The following is a 16,254-nucleotide window of genomic DNA, read 5'->3' as shown; positions in this document are numbered from 1 at the left end:
GCTCATGCCGCAGTTGCTCCGCCTCCCGATCCCCGATAGTTTGCGGCGCTGATCGGTCCGGCCGTGGGAGTGGGCCGTCATCCGCCACCTGCGCAGTCAGGTAGCCGGCCGCGTCCCGGGAAACGCCGGAGCCGGGCCGGCGGCGGTCAGGGAAGGTCCCGCAACCCCGGATTCGCGATGAGCTGCCTCGCGCTGAACGCCTCCTACGAGCCACTGACCATCGTCCCCGCGCGGCGCGCAGTGCGCCTGGTGCTGGACGCGAAGGCGGAGATCCTCGAGGCGGAAGACGCGCGCGCGTTCCGCTCGGAGCACCGCAACATCCCGTTCCCCGCGGTCATCCGCCTCGTACGCTTCGTGCACGTGCCGCGGCGCTTCCGCCGGCAGGTCACCAACACCTTCATGTTCGCGCGCGACGACTATTGCTGTCAGTACTGCGGCCGCCACCGCGATCGGTTGCGGCCGCGCGAGTTCCTGACCCGCGACCATATCCTGCCGATCTCCCGTGGCGGGAGCAATCAGTGGACGAACGTGGTTTCGGCGTGCTCGCCCTGCAACAACCGCAAGGGCAACAAGACGCCCGCGGAGGCCGGCATGCGTCTGCTCTCCATCCCCGCCGAGCCCAACCACGTCCATCTGGTCTGGGCTGTGCGCAGCGTTACCCCGGTTCAGGCCAAGTACGTGCGCATGTTCTACGGAGACGAGGTCCTGAAGGCGCTCTCCCTGTCGACCGTGCGGTCGACCGGCAGCGCGTGAAACCGCCGTCGCCACCGGACGGGCCCGGCGGCGCCGGGCCGGACCGCCCTCCGTCCGCCGAACCGCCGTCATCCTCACCGGCTCGACCCGGGATTCCACCTCCCGCCCGTCCCGCCCCTCCGCCCGCGGACCGGCCGGACCCGCCTCGACCAGCGCCCCCCGGGGCGCCCGCCTCTCCGGCCCGTCAGAAGCCGCCTCCGTCCGCCCGCCCTTCCTCGCCGCCGTCCGCGCGACCGCCGGCTCCGCCGCCCGAGCGCTCCGGAGCCCCGCCGCCACCCGCGTCCGGGTCGCCACCTCCCCCGGCTCGCCTGAAGCCCGCGCGCGGCACGCCTCGGCCGGCCGCGCCGGCACGCGGGCGTCCCTCGCGTCGTGGCGAGCCTCCTGAAGAAGCAACCGTCCGGTCGGCACCTGCGTCAATCGAGTGGGGATTCTCCGACGCCGAGGGAACGGCCTGGATCGCGCGCGTGGCGGGGACCGCGCGAAGCGGCGTCATCGCCGATTCGGGCGCCGCGCTCATGCTGGTGCGGTTCTTTCGCGCCGGGAACGAGGCGGAGAAGCCGCGCGGCGAGTTTCTGACGGCCGCCCGGGATCTTGGGGGACTCTTCCCCGACGAATGGCAGGCGCTGCTGGCGGAGGCCACCCGCGAGTGGCCCCGGTCCGGCAAGACCAGGCGGAAACGCCGAAGCCGGCTACGACGTCGGCGCTAGCAGTCCGTGGGCTGCCAGCCATTCAACAACGTTCGATGTCCACGTGTCATTCTCGTTGAGGCGACGATCACTTGGATGACGCGACGCTGGTTGCACTGGCCCGGTCGGGGGACGGGGATGCCTTCGGGCAACTCGTAACCCGCTATCGCAGGGCGGCATTTCTGGTGGCTCTCTCCGTGATCGGCCGGCCGGAAGACGCGGAGGACGCGGCCCAGGAAGCTTTCCTGGTCGCCCTCGAACGTCTCGACGATTGTCGGAGCCCCGCCAGGTTCGGGGGCTGGCTGATGACGATCGTGAGAAACCGGTCGAACAACCTCGTGCGCCGGGAGGCGTTGCGGGCGACGGACCCGATTCCGTTCAGCGCCCGTTCCAGCACCCCGACGCCGGAGAAGGAGGCGCAGTTGTCGGAGTTGCGCGAGGAACTCGCCCGCGCGCTCGCAGAGCTGCCCGAAGTACAAAGGAAGATCGTGCTGCTGCACGACCTGGAGGGATGGAAGCACAGAGAGATCGCACAGCGCCTCGGGCTCCCCGCGGGGACGGTACGCTCGCATCTGCACTACGCGCGCAAGTCGCTGCGAGCGCTCCTCAGGCCGGACGCATAGCTGGAAGCAATCTCGCGGGATCCAGGCAAGAGACACGAACAGGTAGCTGGACGGACGACACACTCAGATGAACAGACAAACCACATCAGGCCGGAATGGCGACATGGTCGACAAAGGCAGAATCTCCCTGGAGCTACTCGATCCCGGGCACTCCGACCCTGGCCACTGGGCCCGATTCCAGGCCCGCGTGATGGCCCTTGCGGGTCCGGAGCTGGCCAGGCGGCGCGCGACGCGCCGGCTGACGGTAGGCGACGTGCTGGCGTCATGGTGGAGATTGCTGGTCCCGGCGTCGGTGGTCGCGGCCGCAGCGATGGCCTCCCTGCTGGCACCGGGCGAGACGACGCCCGGATCCGGCATCGCCCTTGAGGAAGCTCTGGTGTCCGGGGTCGATGACGAGCCGCTGCCGGCGGTGCTCGTTGCCGATCAGGTGGACGAGGTGGCCTTTTTGGTCGCGATCGAGGGAGGTTGGTGATGACCGCACGCAACACCCGCGCAGCAGCCGGCGGCGTACTCTTTGCGACCTTGGTGGCCGGGTTCCTTCTCGGCCTGGTGTGGTCAAGGACATCGTCGGCTCAGGCAGAACCCAGGGCGCCCACCGCGCCTGCGGCCGTGGCGGCGGAGGAGGCGGATGAGGATCGCGGAGGGGAGACCCGCCGTCGCGGCCTGATCGTCGAGCGCGTCGGACTGAGCGCCGAGCAGCAGGTTCAGGTTGATTCGATCGTAGGCCAGTCGCGAATGATGATGCGGCAGTTGCGGGCGGACTACCGGACGGGGTACGGGGAGTTGATCGAGTCGACGCGCTCCTCCATCAAGGCGGTGCTCACCCCGGAGCAGGCTGCCGAGTACGACGCCCTGCTGAACGATTTCGACCGCCGCAGGGAACTGGAGGACGAAAGGGAAAGGGGGAGATCGCGGTCCGAAGCTCGCGACGGCGAGCGTGACCGGCGACAGGGCGACCAGGAAGGCCCTCAGCGGGACAGCGGGGACGGGGACAGGGACGGGGGAGCACGGGATGGGGGCGAATGGTCACGCAAAGTATGAAGCACTGGCGGCGCTTCTCCGCGCATGCCATCGCGGCGCTCGCCCTGGCGGGCACCCTTTCGGCGCAGCAGCCGCTTACGCTGGACGAGGCGATCGCAAGGTCGCTGCAGGTGCACCCGTCGATGGCGCAGGCGCGGGCCGGTCTGGACAACGCCGGCGTCTCGCACAGGGCCGCCTGGGGAGGCTTTCTCCCGACCCTGAGCCTCAGCTCCGGCGCCTCGACCAACAGCAGCCAGCGGTTCGACGCGGCCACCCAGCGCACCGTCGTCGGCGCGAGCCAGAGCTATAACGCGGGCCTCTCGCTGTCGTACAGCCTCTTCAACGGTGGCCAGCGCTTCGCCAACATGGATCGGGCGAGAGCGGATATCGCCGCCGCCGAAGCGGACATGGAGAATCAACGCTTCGGCGTGATTCTGCAGACCAAGGATCTGTACTTCGCCGCCCTGCGCCAGGCGGATCTTCTTGAAGTGGCGCAGGCGAGCGTGGAACGGGCCGAGGAGAGCCTGGCCAACACGCGTCGCCGCGCCGAGCTGGGCTCCGGGACGCGCTCCGACACGCTGCGGGCCCGGCTTGAGGTGGCGAACGCGATGCAGTCGGTGCTTCAGGCGGAGGCCGCCACCCGCGCGGCGCGTTTCGCCCTGGGGCGGCAGGTGGGGTTGCCGGAGCCGGTCATGCCCGAGCTTCCGGACGATCTCGGCCCGAGTCCGCTCGCTCTGAGCGAGCAGGAGATGTTCCTCCTCGCCGAAGAGCGCTCGCCGGCCGTACGCAGCGCCCGCGCAGCCGCCCGGGCCGCCTCGGCAGCCGCCGGTTCCTCCCGGGCCTCGCGATTCCCGTCGCTCCGGGTCTCGTCCGGCTACAGCTGGGCAAACAGGGAAGTCGCCTTCGACGGCGGGACGACTTCGTGGAATGTTCGCCTCTCCGGCAGCTACAACGTGTTCGACGGCTTCAACCGCGACCAGAACATCGCGCGCGCCGAGAATCAGGAACGCGTTGCCTTCGTACAGGAGGAGGATGCCAGACTTCTGGTCCGCGCGCAGGTGGATGGAGCGGTGTTCGCGCTGAGGACCTCCGAGCAGGCCATCGCCATCGCCATCGAGGCGAGGGATGTGGCGGAGGAGGACCTCCGGGTCGTGCAGCAGCGCTTCGATCTCTCCGTTGCGACCATCCTCGACCTGATCACGAGTCAGATCGCCCTCGTGCAGGCGGAGTCGGGTCTGGTTACGGCGCGATACGACTACGCGGTCGCGCGTGCGCAACTGGAGGCGATTCTGGGGAGCGAACTGTGAGCCGACCTGTTATCCAAACGTCCGGACTGACCAAGCACTACGTCCTGGGAGCGGAGACCATCCGCGCCCTTCGCCGCGTCGACCTCGAGATCAGCCGGGGCGAGTTCGTCGCCATCATGGGACCCTCGGGCAGCGGCAAATCCACCTTCATGAACCTGATCGGCTGTCTGGACACACCCACCCGGGGGCAGTACTGGCTGAACGAGCAGCTCGTGAGCGACCTGAGCGACGATCAGCTCGCCCACGTCCGCAACCGCGAGATCGGGTTCGTGTTCCAGACCTTCAACCTGCTGCCGCGCGCCACGGCCCTGCACAACGTGGAGCTGCCGCTCATCTACGCCGGAGTTTCCGCCCGCGAGCGGCGCCAACGGGCCCGCGAGGCACTGGAGACGGTGGGCCTGGGGTTGCGCATGGACCACCGCCCGCCGGAGCTCTCCGGCGGCCAGCGGCAGCGCGTGGCGGTCGCGCGCGCGCTCGTCAACGGGCCCGCCATCCTGCTGGCCGACGAGCCCACGGGAAACCTGGACTCCACCACCAGCGAGGAGATCATGTCGGTCTTCGTGGACCTCCACCGGCAGGGGCAGACCATCCTCGTGGTCACGCACGAACACGACATCGCGCAGTACGCGCAGCGCCAGATTCATCTGCTCGACGGCCTGGTCGCGCGCGACTTCCTGAACGAGCCGATGGTGGCGGCGACTGTTTGAGCAATGACACCTCAGCCTGCGAAGCAGGATTCTCTGGAGAGGAAATGAACGTGAGCACCAAGGCACTGACGAACGGAGGCGTAAGGCTTCTCGCACTGCTGGCCGTGGCGGCCTGCAACGGCGCCGACACGGTGGAAGAAGCGCCCGGCCTTACGACGATGCCGGCTCTGCGCGACGACCTGCGCCTGGTGGCCGAGGCAACCGGCCTGATGGAGCCCGTGCGCACCGTGGAGGTCAAGTCCAAGGCCTCGGGAGAGATTCTGCGCCTGCACGTGGACACCGGGGACGAGCTCGAGCCGGGCGCGCTGCTCGCGGAGATCGATCCGCGCGACGTGCGCAACGACTTCAACCAGACGGAAGCCGACCTGAACGTGGCGCGGGCGCGGGTGGAGATTTCGACCGCCCAGCTGGAGCGCTCCCGCCTGCTCCTCGAATCCGGCGTGATCACGGAACAGGAACACGAGTCGGCCAACCTGGACTTCGCGAACGCGCAGGCAAACCTGGTCAAGGCCACCACGAGCATGGAGCTGGCCGAGCTGCGCCTGAGCGACGTGACCATTCGCGCGCCCATGGCCGGCACCATCATCCAGAAGAACGTCGAGGAGGGACAGGTCATCCAGTCCGCGTCGCAGAACGTATCCGGCGGCACGACCCTCTTCATGATGGCGAACCTGGCCGAGATGCAGGTGCGCACGCTGGTGGACGAGACCGATGTCGGACAGATCTCGGCCGACCTGACCGCAACGGTGACGGTGGAAGCATTCCCGGGGCGCACCTTCGCGGGAATCGTCGACAAGATCGAACCGCAGGCCGAGGTCCAGCAGAACGTGACCATGTTCGCGGTGATCGTGATGATCGATAACCGTGGCGGCCTGCTCAAGCCCGGCATGAACGCGGAGGTCGAAATCCTGGTCGCCGAGCGACCCAATGCCCTGCTCATCCCCAACAACGCGCTGGTGCAGTTCCAGGAGATGGCGCCCGCGGCGATGGTGCTGGGGATGGATCCGGACGCGATCGAGATGGATCGGTCGGTGTTTGCAGACCTGCGTGCCTCATTGCCGGGCAGCTCCGGCGCGCCTGGCGGGTTCATGGCGGCACCGGATGGAGCCCCCGGGCGAATGATGGCGGGCCAGAGGCCGATGGGCGGGATGGACGGAAACGCCCGCCTGCAGGAGCTTCGCGATCAGTTGGCGAGCGGGGAAATCTCGCGCGAGCAGATGCGCGAGCAGATGATGCAGGCCCGCGCGGAGAACGGCGGCGGTCCCGAAGCGGCTGTGAACGGAGACCCTGGAGCGGGCACTGGCCGTCCTGGAGCGGGCGCTGACGCCGGTGCTGGAATGGGTGCTGGCAGGCGCTTGGGCGCCGGGGCCGGCAACGGTGCCGGAATGATGGGAATGGGCCCCGCCGCGGGCCAGGGCATGATGGATCCCATGGGCGTCGACGTCGGCGGGTTTGCCGGCCGTCGCGAACAGGAGGGCGCGCCCCGACCGGCGATCACGTTCGTGGTCTCCGCGGACGGCACCATCGAGCCGCGCCCCATCCTGATCGGCGTGAACGACTGGGACAATACCGAGGTGCTGGTCGGGCTCGAAGAGGGTGAAGAGGTGGCGCTCATCGGCGCGGCCCAGCTGCAGGCGCAGCAGCAGGAGTTCATCGACCGCATGCGCGAGCGGATGGGCGGCGGAAGCCCGTTCGGAGGAGGTACCCCGCGCGGCGGAAGGCGCTGAGGCAGCCCGGAGATCCGAAATGCTGATCAAGGAAATCGTCGTCGTCGCCCTTCAGGCCATCAGGGTCAACGCGTTGCGCTCGTTCCTCACCACGCTGGGGATCATCATCGGCGTCGCCGCGGTGATCGCCATGGTGTCGCTGGGCGAGGGCGCGCAACAGCGCGTGGAAGAGCAGATCCAGAACATGGGCACCAACGTGCTCACCATCCGGCCCGGGCAGAGCATGTTCCGGGGCATCCGGGACGGAGGCGCGCGCGCGCGCCTGTACGACGAGGACGCGGAGGCGCTGCGCATGCAGACGGGAGGCTCGCTCCTGATCGCTCCGGAAATCGAGCAGCGCCAGCAGGTTTCCTATCTGCGCTGGAACTCGAGCAACGAGGTGCTGGGCACCTGGCCCGAGTATTTCGACGTCCAGAACATCGATCTGGATCTCGGAAGGATATTCGACGAAGGCGAAGTGCAGGGCCGCCGCCGCGTGGCCGTCGTGGGGTCGGAGATCCCCAACCAGCTGGAGACGCCAGCGGCGCTGCTGGTGGGGCGCACCGTCCAGATCCGCGGAATCCCCTTCGAGGTCATCGGCGTTCTCGAAGAGCAGGGCGAATCCAGCCCGTGGTCGCAGCCGGATGAGCGTGTCTACATCCCGCTGAGCACGGCCCAGTACCGGGTCTTCGGGGGCCGCGACCGGCTCAATTCCATCAGCGTGAAGGTCCTGGACGAAGGTTCCATGGACGCGGCCTACGCCGACATCGACCGCATCCTGCGGCGTGAGCACCGCATTCCGCCCGGTGAGGAGGCCGACTTCTCCATCCGCAATTCGGCGCAGTTGCTCGAGTCGTTCAACGAGACGCAGCAGACCTTCACCTACCTGCTCGGGGGCATCGCGGCGATCAGCCTGCTGGTGGGCGGCATCGGCATCATGAACATCATGCTGGTGAGCGTCACCGAGCGCACCCGCGAGATCGGCATCCGCAAGGCCATGGGCGCCACTCGCCTGAACATCCTGCTCCAGTTCATCATCGAGTCGCTCGTGCTGTGCACGATGGGCGGGATTCTGGGGGTGGCCGCGGGAGTCGGCAGCGCCGAACTCCTCTCGAACACCGCGGGCTGGGAAACGGCGGTGGCGCCGGCGGCCGTGGCTGTGGCGCTGCTCTTCTCAGCGGGGATCGGGCTCTTCTTCGGGATATGGCCCGCGCGCCGGGCGGCGCTGCTCGATCCGATCGACTCGCTCAGGTACGAGTAGGGCGGGGGGGCGCCAGGCTCCCTACTGTCGCGGCAGAATGACCACCAGGGTCGTGTCGCCGCGCACCACCTGCATCTCCGGGCGACCCCGGCGGATCAGCCGCCCCAGGCGGATGCGGAATTCCGTCAGGCTGCTTGCGGGCTCTCCACCGATGCTCACGATCACGTCCTCGGGCGCCAGGCCGGCGCGGTAGGCGGGACTGCCTTCCACGACCTGCACGACCCGAAGCCTGCTTCCCCCAATGCCGGCCGAAGCGTCCGGTTCCACCACCTCGAGTTCGGCTCCCGCCACGAAACGGTGACCGAGCAGGTAGGGAGACCGGAAGCGAACGCCAGGCGGCGGGCCTCCGGGGCCTCTGCGTCCGCCGAAGCCACTGCCGTCGATGGTGATGCGCCCGCGCGCGGGCGACACCCTGCGGCCTCCGCGCTCGTCCGGCCCGGTCTCGTCGACCGTAATCCGTACACGTGCCGGGGGAGGCCCGCCCGGAGGCCGGGGACCGAAACGCTGGGAGCGCATCGCCTCACGGGCCCGCACCATCATTTCCTGTACCCGCTCCATCACCTCCGCGGCCGCTTCCAGTTCGCCGGTGGGCTCGGCCTGCTCGACCATGGCCCGGCGGACGGCCTCCATGTCAGTCCGAATTCTCGCCCAGGTCGTATCGGCCATGAGCGAGTCCACCATGCGCAGGATCTGCAGGCGCGCCGAGTCGACGCGCGCGGTGAACTCCTCCATCGTGGCCGGATCCATGGGATCGGGCCGCGTTCCGGCGACCACGCGCAGGGTCCGCTCCCGGTTTGCGCGCAGCAGGGTGAGCTCGACGGGAAGCCCGGGGCGAAGCCGCTCGCCCAGCTCGACCAGGGCTTCCGGCGAGACATCGGCCCCATCCAGACGGACCAGGAGATCGAACGGACGCACCCCCGCCCGGTCGGCGGGACTTCCGCGGTCCACCCGCACGATCATCACGCGGGTGGAACCGTCGGGCCGCGCGCGGCCTTCGACCTGGATGCCGATCCAGCCACCCTCAGCCGCCTGGACCCGCGTCTGAGCCTCCGCGCCCGCGGCTAACAGCGAAAGCAGCAGGAGCAAGGCTCCGGAAGCGCCGAAACGGAGCATGCTAGTACCGATCGGCGGAGGCGAAGAGCGCGTTCAACGCCGCTTCGCGCTCCGCTACCGCGCTGACCAGGAACCCGTTCAGGAACGGATCGTCGGGAGCTTCCTGAACGGCCGCCTGTCCCATGGCTACCATCGCGTCGATGACCGCAAGACGACGGGGATCCATGGGTGTCTCGGCCTCGGGACCGCGGGTCAGCGCCCGATACCGCAGCATCGCGTCCCGGTAGTTCTGTTCCGCGAGATGCAGGACCTGGGCCGCTTCCTCGGCAGTTGCGGCCTCCTCGATGGAGAGTTCGGCCGGGGACACCCCGCCCGCCGTCATCTCGCCCGCTGCAACTTGTCCGCCACCTGCCTGCAGACCCCATTCCGCCGGTGCCAGCACCGCTCCGGAGAGACCTCCCGCAAGGAAGAGCACCAGCGCGGCGGCGGCCTGCATCCAGCCGCGCCTGCGGTCGATCAGGCGGATGACCGCATCAGCCGGATTGCTTCCGCGCAGGAGTCCCTCGCGTTCCAGCCGTGCCTCCAGCGCCGGCCAGTCTCCGGGCGCCGGCCGCAGGTCCGGCAGCGACCCCAGCGTCTCCGTCTGCTCACGCAGCCGCTCCAGCTCCCGGGAGCAGTCCGGGCAGCGCGCCAGGTGCCGCCTCTCGCTCCTGAAGGGTGTCTCGTCAACCAGGCGAGCCAGAGCTTCCAGACTCAGATGCTCCATGCTTCCCGCTCCTGTTCGTGTCGGGGTTCGTGAACCGAACCCAGCCATTGTCTCATTTTCGCCCGCGCCTTGAAGAGCTGCGACTTGGATGTTCCCGCCGTCACGCCCAACATCTCACCGATGTCCTGATGCGTGTAGCCCTCCACGTCGTGAAGGATCAGCACGCGCCGCATCCCCTCCGGGAGCCGGTCCATTGCTCGTTCCAGCCGCTGCGCCAGGAGAGGATCTCCCGGCGAGTAACGCACCGGAACGGTATCCGGGATCGGCACCTCCCGATCCTGCCGGGTGCTCTCCCGGCGCCTCGATTGCAGCGCCGCGTTGACGGCGATGCGGTGCAGCCAGGTCGAGAACTTCGATTCGCCGCGGAACGTCGGCAGCGCCCGGATGACGCGCACCCAGGTCTCCTGGGCGTAGTCCTGAGCCGTATGGTCGTCCCCGGCGATTCTGCGCACCACGGCATACACGCGGGGGCTGTAGCGGTCGTACAGCGACCGCACCGCCCGAGCGTCACCTTCGCTCGCCCTGCGGATCAGCCGGGATTCGTTCATCCCTTCATCCGTCGGTACCCGCTCGTCGCGAAGCGCGATTGTCCTCTGTGCTCGACTCATTCGGGTTGTATCCAGACCGGTTCCGGCGTCCCGAACTACGTCTGTTGGATGAGTTGCGGCGCCAGTTGGTTGCCTGTAACCTTGCGCCGCATCTTGAACAAGCCTAAAGCCCCGGATAAGCCACGCAAATGAACGCGATTCCGTGGAAGGCGCGCGGCGCCACCCATCTGGAGTGCACCTGGACAGGCGAGACCTTCGACAGCGAGCAGCTGATGGGGCTCTCGCCCGCCGGTAGACCGCTGTTCGCCCGCTACGACCTGGACACCATCCGGCGCCACTTCCGCCCGGGTGATCTGGAGGGACGGCGGCCCGATCTCTGGCGCTACGAGGAGGTGCTGCCGGTACGGGTTCCCGAATGCCAGCTGTCCCTCGGAGAGGGCTGGACGCCGCTCACGGACGCACCGCGCCTCGCGAAGCGCTACGGCATGCGCCGCCTCTGGGTGAAGAACGAAGGCATGAACCCCACCGGCAGCTTCAAGGACCGCGGGCTGTGCCTGGCCGTATCGCGCGCGAAGGAGTTGGGGGCGAAGGAGCTGGCCATTCCCACGGCGGGCAACGCGGGCAGCGCTGCGGCCGCGTACGGAGCCGCGGGCGGGCTGCCGGTTCACATCGTCGCGCCCAACGACACCCCGGCCACCATCGTGGAGGAAATCCAGGGATTGGGCGCCGACCTGGTGCTGATGGACGGCCTCATCACCGACTGCGGCAAGGTCGTGCGCGAGGGGGCGGACTACATGGGCTGGTGGGATCTCTCCACGTTGAAGGAACCCTACCGCGTGGAGGGCAAGAAGACGATGGGGTACGAGCTCTTCGAACAACTCGGGTTCCGGCTGCCGGACGCCGTGATCTACCCGACGGGCGGCGGCACCGGCCTCATCGGGATGTGGAAGGCGTTCGACGAGATGAAGCGGATGGGCTGGATCGGGAGCGAGCGCCCGAAGATGTTCTCGGTTCAGCCGACCGGGTGCGCGCCGGTGGTGCGCGCCTGGCAGGACGGAACCGAGGCCGCCCGGTTCTGGGACGACGCCGAGACCTATGCGGCAGGTCTGCGGGTCCCGGCGGCGGTGGGCGACTTCCTCATGCTGCGCGCGATCAGGGAATCCGGGGGTGGCGCGGTCGCGATCGAGGACGCGGCGATGGCCGAGGCGGTGCGCGCGATGGGCGAGTGCACCGGCATCTTCGCGTGCCCGGAGGGAGGGGCGGTGCTGGCGGCCGTGCCGGAGCTGAAGGAGATGGGACTGCTCTCCGAGGACGACGAGACGGTGCTCTTCAACACCGGGAGCGGGCTCAAGTATGTGGGAATGACGCCGGTGGAGTCAGGGTGAGCTCTTCGTCTTCGCTCACGATCTGCCCGTCGAAGAGGTGGACGGTCCGGTCGGCGATGTGGGAATAGCGCGGATCGTGCGTCACCATGCAGATCGTGGCGCCATCGTCATGTAGTTCTGCAAGCAGCCTCATCACCGCGCTTCCGTTCCGCGAGTCGAGATTTCCGGTGGGCTCGTCCGCGAGCAGGATGAGTGGCTTTCCGACGATCGCGCGCGCGACCGCGACGCGCTGCTGCTGGCCGCCCGACAGCTGATTGGGGTAGTGTCGCGTGCGATGAGCGAGCTCCACCCGCTCGAGGGACTCCTGCACGCGCTCTTTGCGTTCCGCGAACCCCATTCCTCGATACGTCAGCGGCAACTCGACATTCTCGTACACCGTGAGATCGCCGATCAGGTTGAACGCCTGGAAGATGAAGCCGATCGCCCGGTTTCGAACCCGTGCGCGCTGGCTCGCATCCAGGTTCTCGGCCGGGGTGCCGTCCAGCAGGTATCGCCCGCTCGTGGGGCCGTCCAGCAATCCCAGAATCGACAGCAGCGTCGTCTTGCCGCAGCCCGACGGCCCCGCAATCGATACGTATTCGCCGCTGCGTATCGACAGATTGATGTTCGACAGCGCGTGGGTCTCCACCTCTTCGGCGAGGAAGACCTTGCCCACGCCGTCCAGTCGGATCAGCGCATCACTGGTCATCATCGTGCTCCTCCGCGTCCCCTCAGCCTCACCCGGCTGAACCCGTCCCATTGGGACATGTCCGACAGAATCACGACATCGCCTGGCTGCAGTCCCTCACGTATCTCGATGTCGTTCAGCGAACTGGCGCCGAGACGGACGGTGACCCGCTCCGCGAACCGCCCGCCATCGACCACCCTGAAGAGGCTCACCTGCTGATTGGCCTGCCCGAACGTCGGACGGCCCATGTGGACAACGTCGTCCAGGCGCTCGACGATCACGCTTCCGTCAACGCTGAGATCGGGCCGTGCCGACGGCGGAAGGCTCGGCGGTAGCGCGACGTCGATCGTCACGGTGCCGTTCCGAACCGCGGGATCGATGCGCACCACCCGCCCCTGAATCGTGTCCGTCCGGGTGTCGATCTTCGCGACCTGTCCGACGGCGATTTCCTGCGCCTGCGTCTGTGGTATGCGGATCTCGGCCTTCAGGCGGCCCGGCACGACGACTCGCGACAGGGCCTGGCCCGACTGCACCCACTGTCCCTCCTGGAGCGGAATGTCGAGCGGCGCCAGGACGCCGCTCACCGACGCGGTCACGTGCATGGACTGGATTCGATCGCGGCTGAACCGAGCCAGGTCGGCGAGGCGCGTGATCTGCTCCTCCTGGGCGCTGATTTGCTCCCCTGACGTGGCCTGGATCACGGCCAGGCGCTCTGTCTCGGTCTCGAGGCGAAGCGACAGAGCTTCCACGGACTCGCGTGACCGGTCGAGGTCGGCTCGGGCGACGAGTTCCGGATTCTCGTCGAAGAGCTGCTGGTTGATGCGATGGATTCGCTCTGCCTCCAGGTAGTCCGCACGCACGGTTGCCGTGGTGGCGCGCTGCTGAAGCTCTTGCATCCGCAGGCTGGTGCGCAGTTGAACGAGGCTCGCGTGCGTCGCCGACAACTGCTGCTGGGCCTGCAGCAATTGCATGTCCACATCGGGGTTGCTCAGGCGCATGATGAGATCACCGGCCGAGACGTCGGCGCCCGGCAGGGAAAGGATCTGCTCGATGCGCCCGGCGGTCACGGCGGTGATCCAGCGCATCTGCTCCGGTACGAGAGTGCCCGGACCCCGTACCTGCCGAATCAATGTTCCGTGCGCCACCGTGTCGCTCCATACGGCGGCGGCATCGACGGTCGGGACGCCCGACGGAAGCAGCTGCCATCCGAAGACGGCGATCGCGAAGGCGCCGATGGCCGTTGCGCTCCACGCCAGCTTCTTCTTCCGCTTTCGGGGGCCGGTATCGCGAATGATGTCCAAGTCTGGCTCCTTGGGGTTCTCACGAGGCCAGGGCTGTGACCGGGTCTACCCCCGTCGCTTCCCGCGCGGGAATCCAGCACGCGAAGGTGGCCACAGCGAGGATTCCGGCCGCCGCTGTGCCGAGTGTCCTGGCGTCGGTGCCCGTGACGCCCCAGAGGTAGGTTTCCAGCAGATCCGAGACGGCCATCGCACCCGCGAGTCCAACGCCGATCCCGACGACGACCGGGAGCAGTCCTCGCACGACGACCAGCCGCAGTACCCGGTCGCCATTCGCGCCTACGGCCATGCGGATTCCGATCTCGCGGCGACGACTTCGCACGGTTTGGGCCAGCACGGCGTAGACGCCGACTGCGGTCAGGATGAGCGAGAGAGCTCCGAAGAGCGTCACGAGCAGGGTGCCGAATCGTTCCCGCGCCATTGAGTCCGCGACCGTCTCGCTCAGAGCGAAGACGTCGGGGCCGGGAAGCGCGGGATCCACCGTGCGTATCGCCTGGGCGAACGCCAGTTCGAGTCGCTCCACGGGCAGGGTGCTCCGCACCACGAAAACCGGCATCGCGGCTCGGATGTTGGCGATGTAGTCGCCGGCCTGAGCGTGCGGAAGGTACATCGTTCGCCGGACCTCGGTCCGGAACGAGACATCCTGTACGTCCGCGGCCACACCGACGATCAGGACTCCGGGCCCCGCCAGGGAAGGGAATCGGTACTCGTTGTTGATTCGCCCGAGATCTATGCGCTGTCCGACGGCGTCGTCGCCGGGAAAATAGTTGCGTGCGAAGCTCTCGTTGACGATGGCGACCGGGACCGCGCCCTGAACATCCGCGGGCGCGAACGATCGTCCGCGGACCACCGGGACCGCCAGCGTCTCGAAGTAGCCCCGGGTGACGGTTCGCAGCTCGACCGAACCACCGAACTCGTCGCGTCCGGCTATCGAAATGGGGAAGTTCAGGCCCCGCTCGAAGGGGAGACTGCTCGCTCCGGCGGCGAGATCGATTCCGTCCGAGCTTCGCACACTCTCGATCACTCCCTGTGCGAACTGGTCGAGCTGCTCGGAAGTGTCATAGTTGGGAGGTCTGATCGGCAGCTTGACGGCTACGAGTGCTTCGGGATCGAACCCGGGGTCGGCTTGCCTGAGGTTCGACCAGGTGGTGAAGAGCAGGCCGGCGGCCACGAGCAGGATGGTCGAGAGCGCCGTCTGCCCCGACACCAGCGCCTCCTGCAGTCGACGCTGCCCGGTCGTGGTCCGGGAGCCCTGTCCCAGCGCCCGCCAGAGTCCCCCGCGCACCGCGGGCCGCGCGGCCACCAGACTCACCACGACGGCGGCCGTCAGCGAAATCGCGGTCGTGAACGCCACAACCCTCCAGTCCACCGTGATCGAGCCTGCCAGCGGCAGCCGGACGGGAGCCCACGCGACGAGCACATTGGCGCCCGACACCGCGAGCGCGACTCCGACGGCGGCCGCCGCGGAAGCCACCACGATGGCCTCTGCCATGCCAAGTCGCACGATCCGGCTCTCGGTCGCGCCGAGAGCAGCGCACAGCGCCATCTCTCCTCGCCGTCGCAATGCTCTAACCAGGAACAGGTTGCCGACGTTGGCGCAGGTGATCAGCAGGACGGCCATGACGGCGCCCATCAGGATCCAGATCGCATTCGCAGTCTGCCCGACGTACAAGTCCGAGAAGGAGTCGAGCGTCATTCCCGGTTCGGCTTCGGCGGCCTGCTGCGGGTACGTCATCCGGAACCCGGCATTGAGCGACGCCACCCCGGTCCGGGCGTCGCTCATCGTGTAGTCGTCGCCGAGCCTTGCGATGGCCGGCCAATTCTCGCCGTGGTCGTCAGGATCGACGGTTGGTACCTCAGTGGGCAGGACCATCTCCACGGGTTCCGGCACGTAAGGGAAGGCGAAGTCCTCGGGAAGCAGCCCGATGATCGCGTAGGGCTCTTCTTCAAGCCTGATCGAGACGCGGCCGGACACGTCCATCTGTTCGCCGAAGTGCTCGCGCCAGAACGCGGGAGACACCACCGCGACCCTGGGCCCTCCGGGCCGGTATTCATCCTCGGCGAAGGCGCGACCCACCGCCGGCGACATGCCCACGACGCCGAAGAAGCCTGAGGTTACGCGCAGGACTTGAGCGCCCGTGATCTCACCGACTTCGCCGACCCGTCCGAAAGACGACTGCCAGCTCGCGAAGGTGCCCAGGGAGCGTGTGCGCTCCTGCCAGTACGAGAACTGGGCTGCCGTCAGGTAGGGGGAAACGTAGGTGCCGTAGTTCCACGCCAGATTCACGACCCGCTGGCCGTCCGGAAACGGCACGGGCCGCAACACCACGGCGCTCAGCACGCTGAAGATCGCGCTCGTGGCGCCGATCCCCAGAGCGAGCACCAATGCGGCCACGACGGTGAACCCGGGGGTCCTCCGAAGGGACCTCAGGGAGTAGCGGACGTCATCGAGGATTGCGGACACGGTCTTCCTC

The 16,254-nt window shown here is 68.1% G+C and carries 16 protein-coding genes; 10 read left to right on the top strand and 6 right to left on the bottom strand.

Annotation, left to right across the window (positions count from 1 at the left end; genetic code table 11):
• Positions 1-177: 177 nt before the first annotated feature.
• The 9 genes from OXU32_14580 (at position 178) to OXU32_14540 (ending at position 8,063) form a co-directional block, all read left to right on the top strand.
• A complete protein-coding gene (locus OXU32_14580) occupies positions 178-753 on the top strand; it encodes an HNH endonuclease (GenBank protein ID MDE0075180.1) in 576 nt (191 codons plus the stop codon).
• 464 nt (positions 754-1,217) lie between these two features.
• On the top strand, positions 1,218-1,460 hold the full coding sequence (locus OXU32_14575; protein ID MDE0075179.1) for a hypothetical protein: 243 nt from the start codon (positions 1,218-1,220) through the stop codon (positions 1,458-1,460).
• 71 nt (positions 1,461-1,531) lie between these two features.
• A complete protein-coding gene (locus OXU32_14570; GenBank protein MDE0075178.1) occupies positions 1,532-2,062 on the top strand; it encodes a sigma-70 family RNA polymerase sigma factor in 531 nt (176 codons plus the stop codon).
• 103 nt (positions 2,063-2,165) lie between these two features.
• Entirely contained in the window at positions 2,166-2,534 is a 369-nt protein-coding gene (locus OXU32_14565) for a hypothetical protein (protein MDE0075177.1), read from the top strand.
• On the top strand, positions 2,534-3,103 hold the full coding sequence (locus OXU32_14560; GenBank protein MDE0075176.1) for a hypothetical protein: 570 nt from the start codon (positions 2,534-2,536) through the stop codon (positions 3,101-3,103). Before OXU32_14565 ends, OXU32_14560 begins: the two co-directional genes overlap by 1 nt.
• Entirely contained in the window at positions 3,085-4,389 is a 1,305-nt protein-coding gene (locus tag OXU32_14555) for a TolC family protein (protein MDE0075175.1), read from the top strand. Before OXU32_14560 ends, OXU32_14555 begins: the two co-directional genes overlap by 19 nt.
• The gene (locus OXU32_14550; protein ID MDE0075174.1) at positions 4,386-5,096 is read left to right on the top strand and encodes an ABC transporter ATP-binding protein; all 711 of its coding nucleotides are present in this window, start codon (positions 4,386-4,388) and stop codon (positions 5,094-5,096) included. Before OXU32_14555 ends, OXU32_14550 begins: the two co-directional genes overlap by 4 nt.
• A gap of 50 nt (positions 5,097-5,146) precedes the next feature.
• Positions 5,147-6,823, top strand: a complete 1,677-nt coding sequence (locus tag OXU32_14545; protein ID MDE0075173.1) for an efflux RND transporter periplasmic adaptor subunit — start codon at positions 5,147-5,149, stop codon at positions 6,821-6,823.
• Positions 6,824-6,842: 19 nt separating this feature from the next.
• Positions 6,843-8,063 carry an ABC transporter permease gene (locus tag OXU32_14540; GenBank protein MDE0075172.1) on the top strand — a complete coding sequence of 407 codons (1,221 nt, stop codon included), beginning with the start codon at positions 6,843-6,845 and terminating at the stop codon, positions 8,061-8,063.
• 21 nt (positions 8,064-8,084) lie between these two features.
• Here OXU32_14540 and OXU32_14535 read toward each other — a convergent pair whose 3' ends face one another.
• The 3 genes from OXU32_14535 to OXU32_14525 are packed head-to-tail and all read right to left on the bottom strand — an operon-like array spanning position 8,085 to position 10,430.
• Positions 8,085-9,176, bottom strand: coding sequence for a PDZ domain-containing protein (locus OXU32_14535; GenBank protein MDE0075171.1), 1,092 nt, complete (start codon positions 9,174-9,176; stop codon positions 8,085-8,087).
• A 1-nt stretch (position 9,177) separates the two neighbouring features.
• Positions 9,178-9,882, bottom strand: coding sequence for a hypothetical protein (locus OXU32_14530; protein ID MDE0075170.1), 705 nt, complete (start codon positions 9,880-9,882; stop codon positions 9,178-9,180).
• Positions 9,870-10,430, bottom strand: coding sequence for an RNA polymerase sigma factor (locus OXU32_14525; protein ID MDE0075169.1), 561 nt, complete (start codon positions 10,428-10,430; stop codon positions 9,870-9,872). The genes OXU32_14530 and OXU32_14525 overlap by 13 nt, the downstream gene beginning before the upstream one ends.
• 188 nt (positions 10,431-10,618) lie before the next feature.
• Between OXU32_14525 and OXU32_14520 the strand changes: the two genes are divergently transcribed.
• The gene (locus OXU32_14520) at positions 10,619-11,815 is read left to right on the top strand and encodes a threonine synthase (protein MDE0075168.1); all 1,197 of its coding nucleotides are present in this window, start codon (positions 10,619-10,621) and stop codon (positions 11,813-11,815) included.
• Here the strand turns inward: OXU32_14520 and OXU32_14515 are convergent.
• Genes OXU32_14515 through OXU32_14505 form a run of 3 tightly spaced genes read right to left on the bottom strand, consistent with a single transcriptional unit; the run spans position 11,778 to position 16,244 of the window.
• A complete protein-coding gene (locus tag OXU32_14515) occupies positions 11,778-12,506 on the bottom strand; it encodes an ABC transporter ATP-binding protein (GenBank protein MDE0075167.1) in 729 nt (242 codons plus the stop codon). The genes OXU32_14520 and OXU32_14515 overlap by 38 nt on opposite strands.
• A complete protein-coding gene (locus tag OXU32_14510) occupies positions 12,503-13,783 on the bottom strand; it encodes an HlyD family efflux transporter periplasmic adaptor subunit (protein ID MDE0075166.1) in 1,281 nt (426 codons plus the stop codon). Before OXU32_14510 ends, OXU32_14515 begins: the two co-directional genes overlap by 4 nt.
• Positions 13,784-13,802: 19 nt before the next feature.
• Complete coding sequence (locus tag OXU32_14505) at positions 13,803-16,244, bottom strand: ABC transporter permease (protein ID MDE0075165.1); 2,442 nt, start codon at positions 16,242-16,244, stop codon at positions 13,803-13,805.
• Between the last annotated feature and the right edge of the window lie 10 nt (positions 16,245-16,254).

The organism is Gammaproteobacteria bacterium (genome assembly GCA_028819075.1).
In the GTDB taxonomy this organism is placed as follows: domain Bacteria; phylum Gemmatimonadota; class Gemmatimonadetes; order Longimicrobiales; family Gaopeijiaceae; genus BD2-11.
Note: the sequence above shows the minus strand (reverse complement) of the source record. Positions and strands in the feature narration are given on the sequence as shown.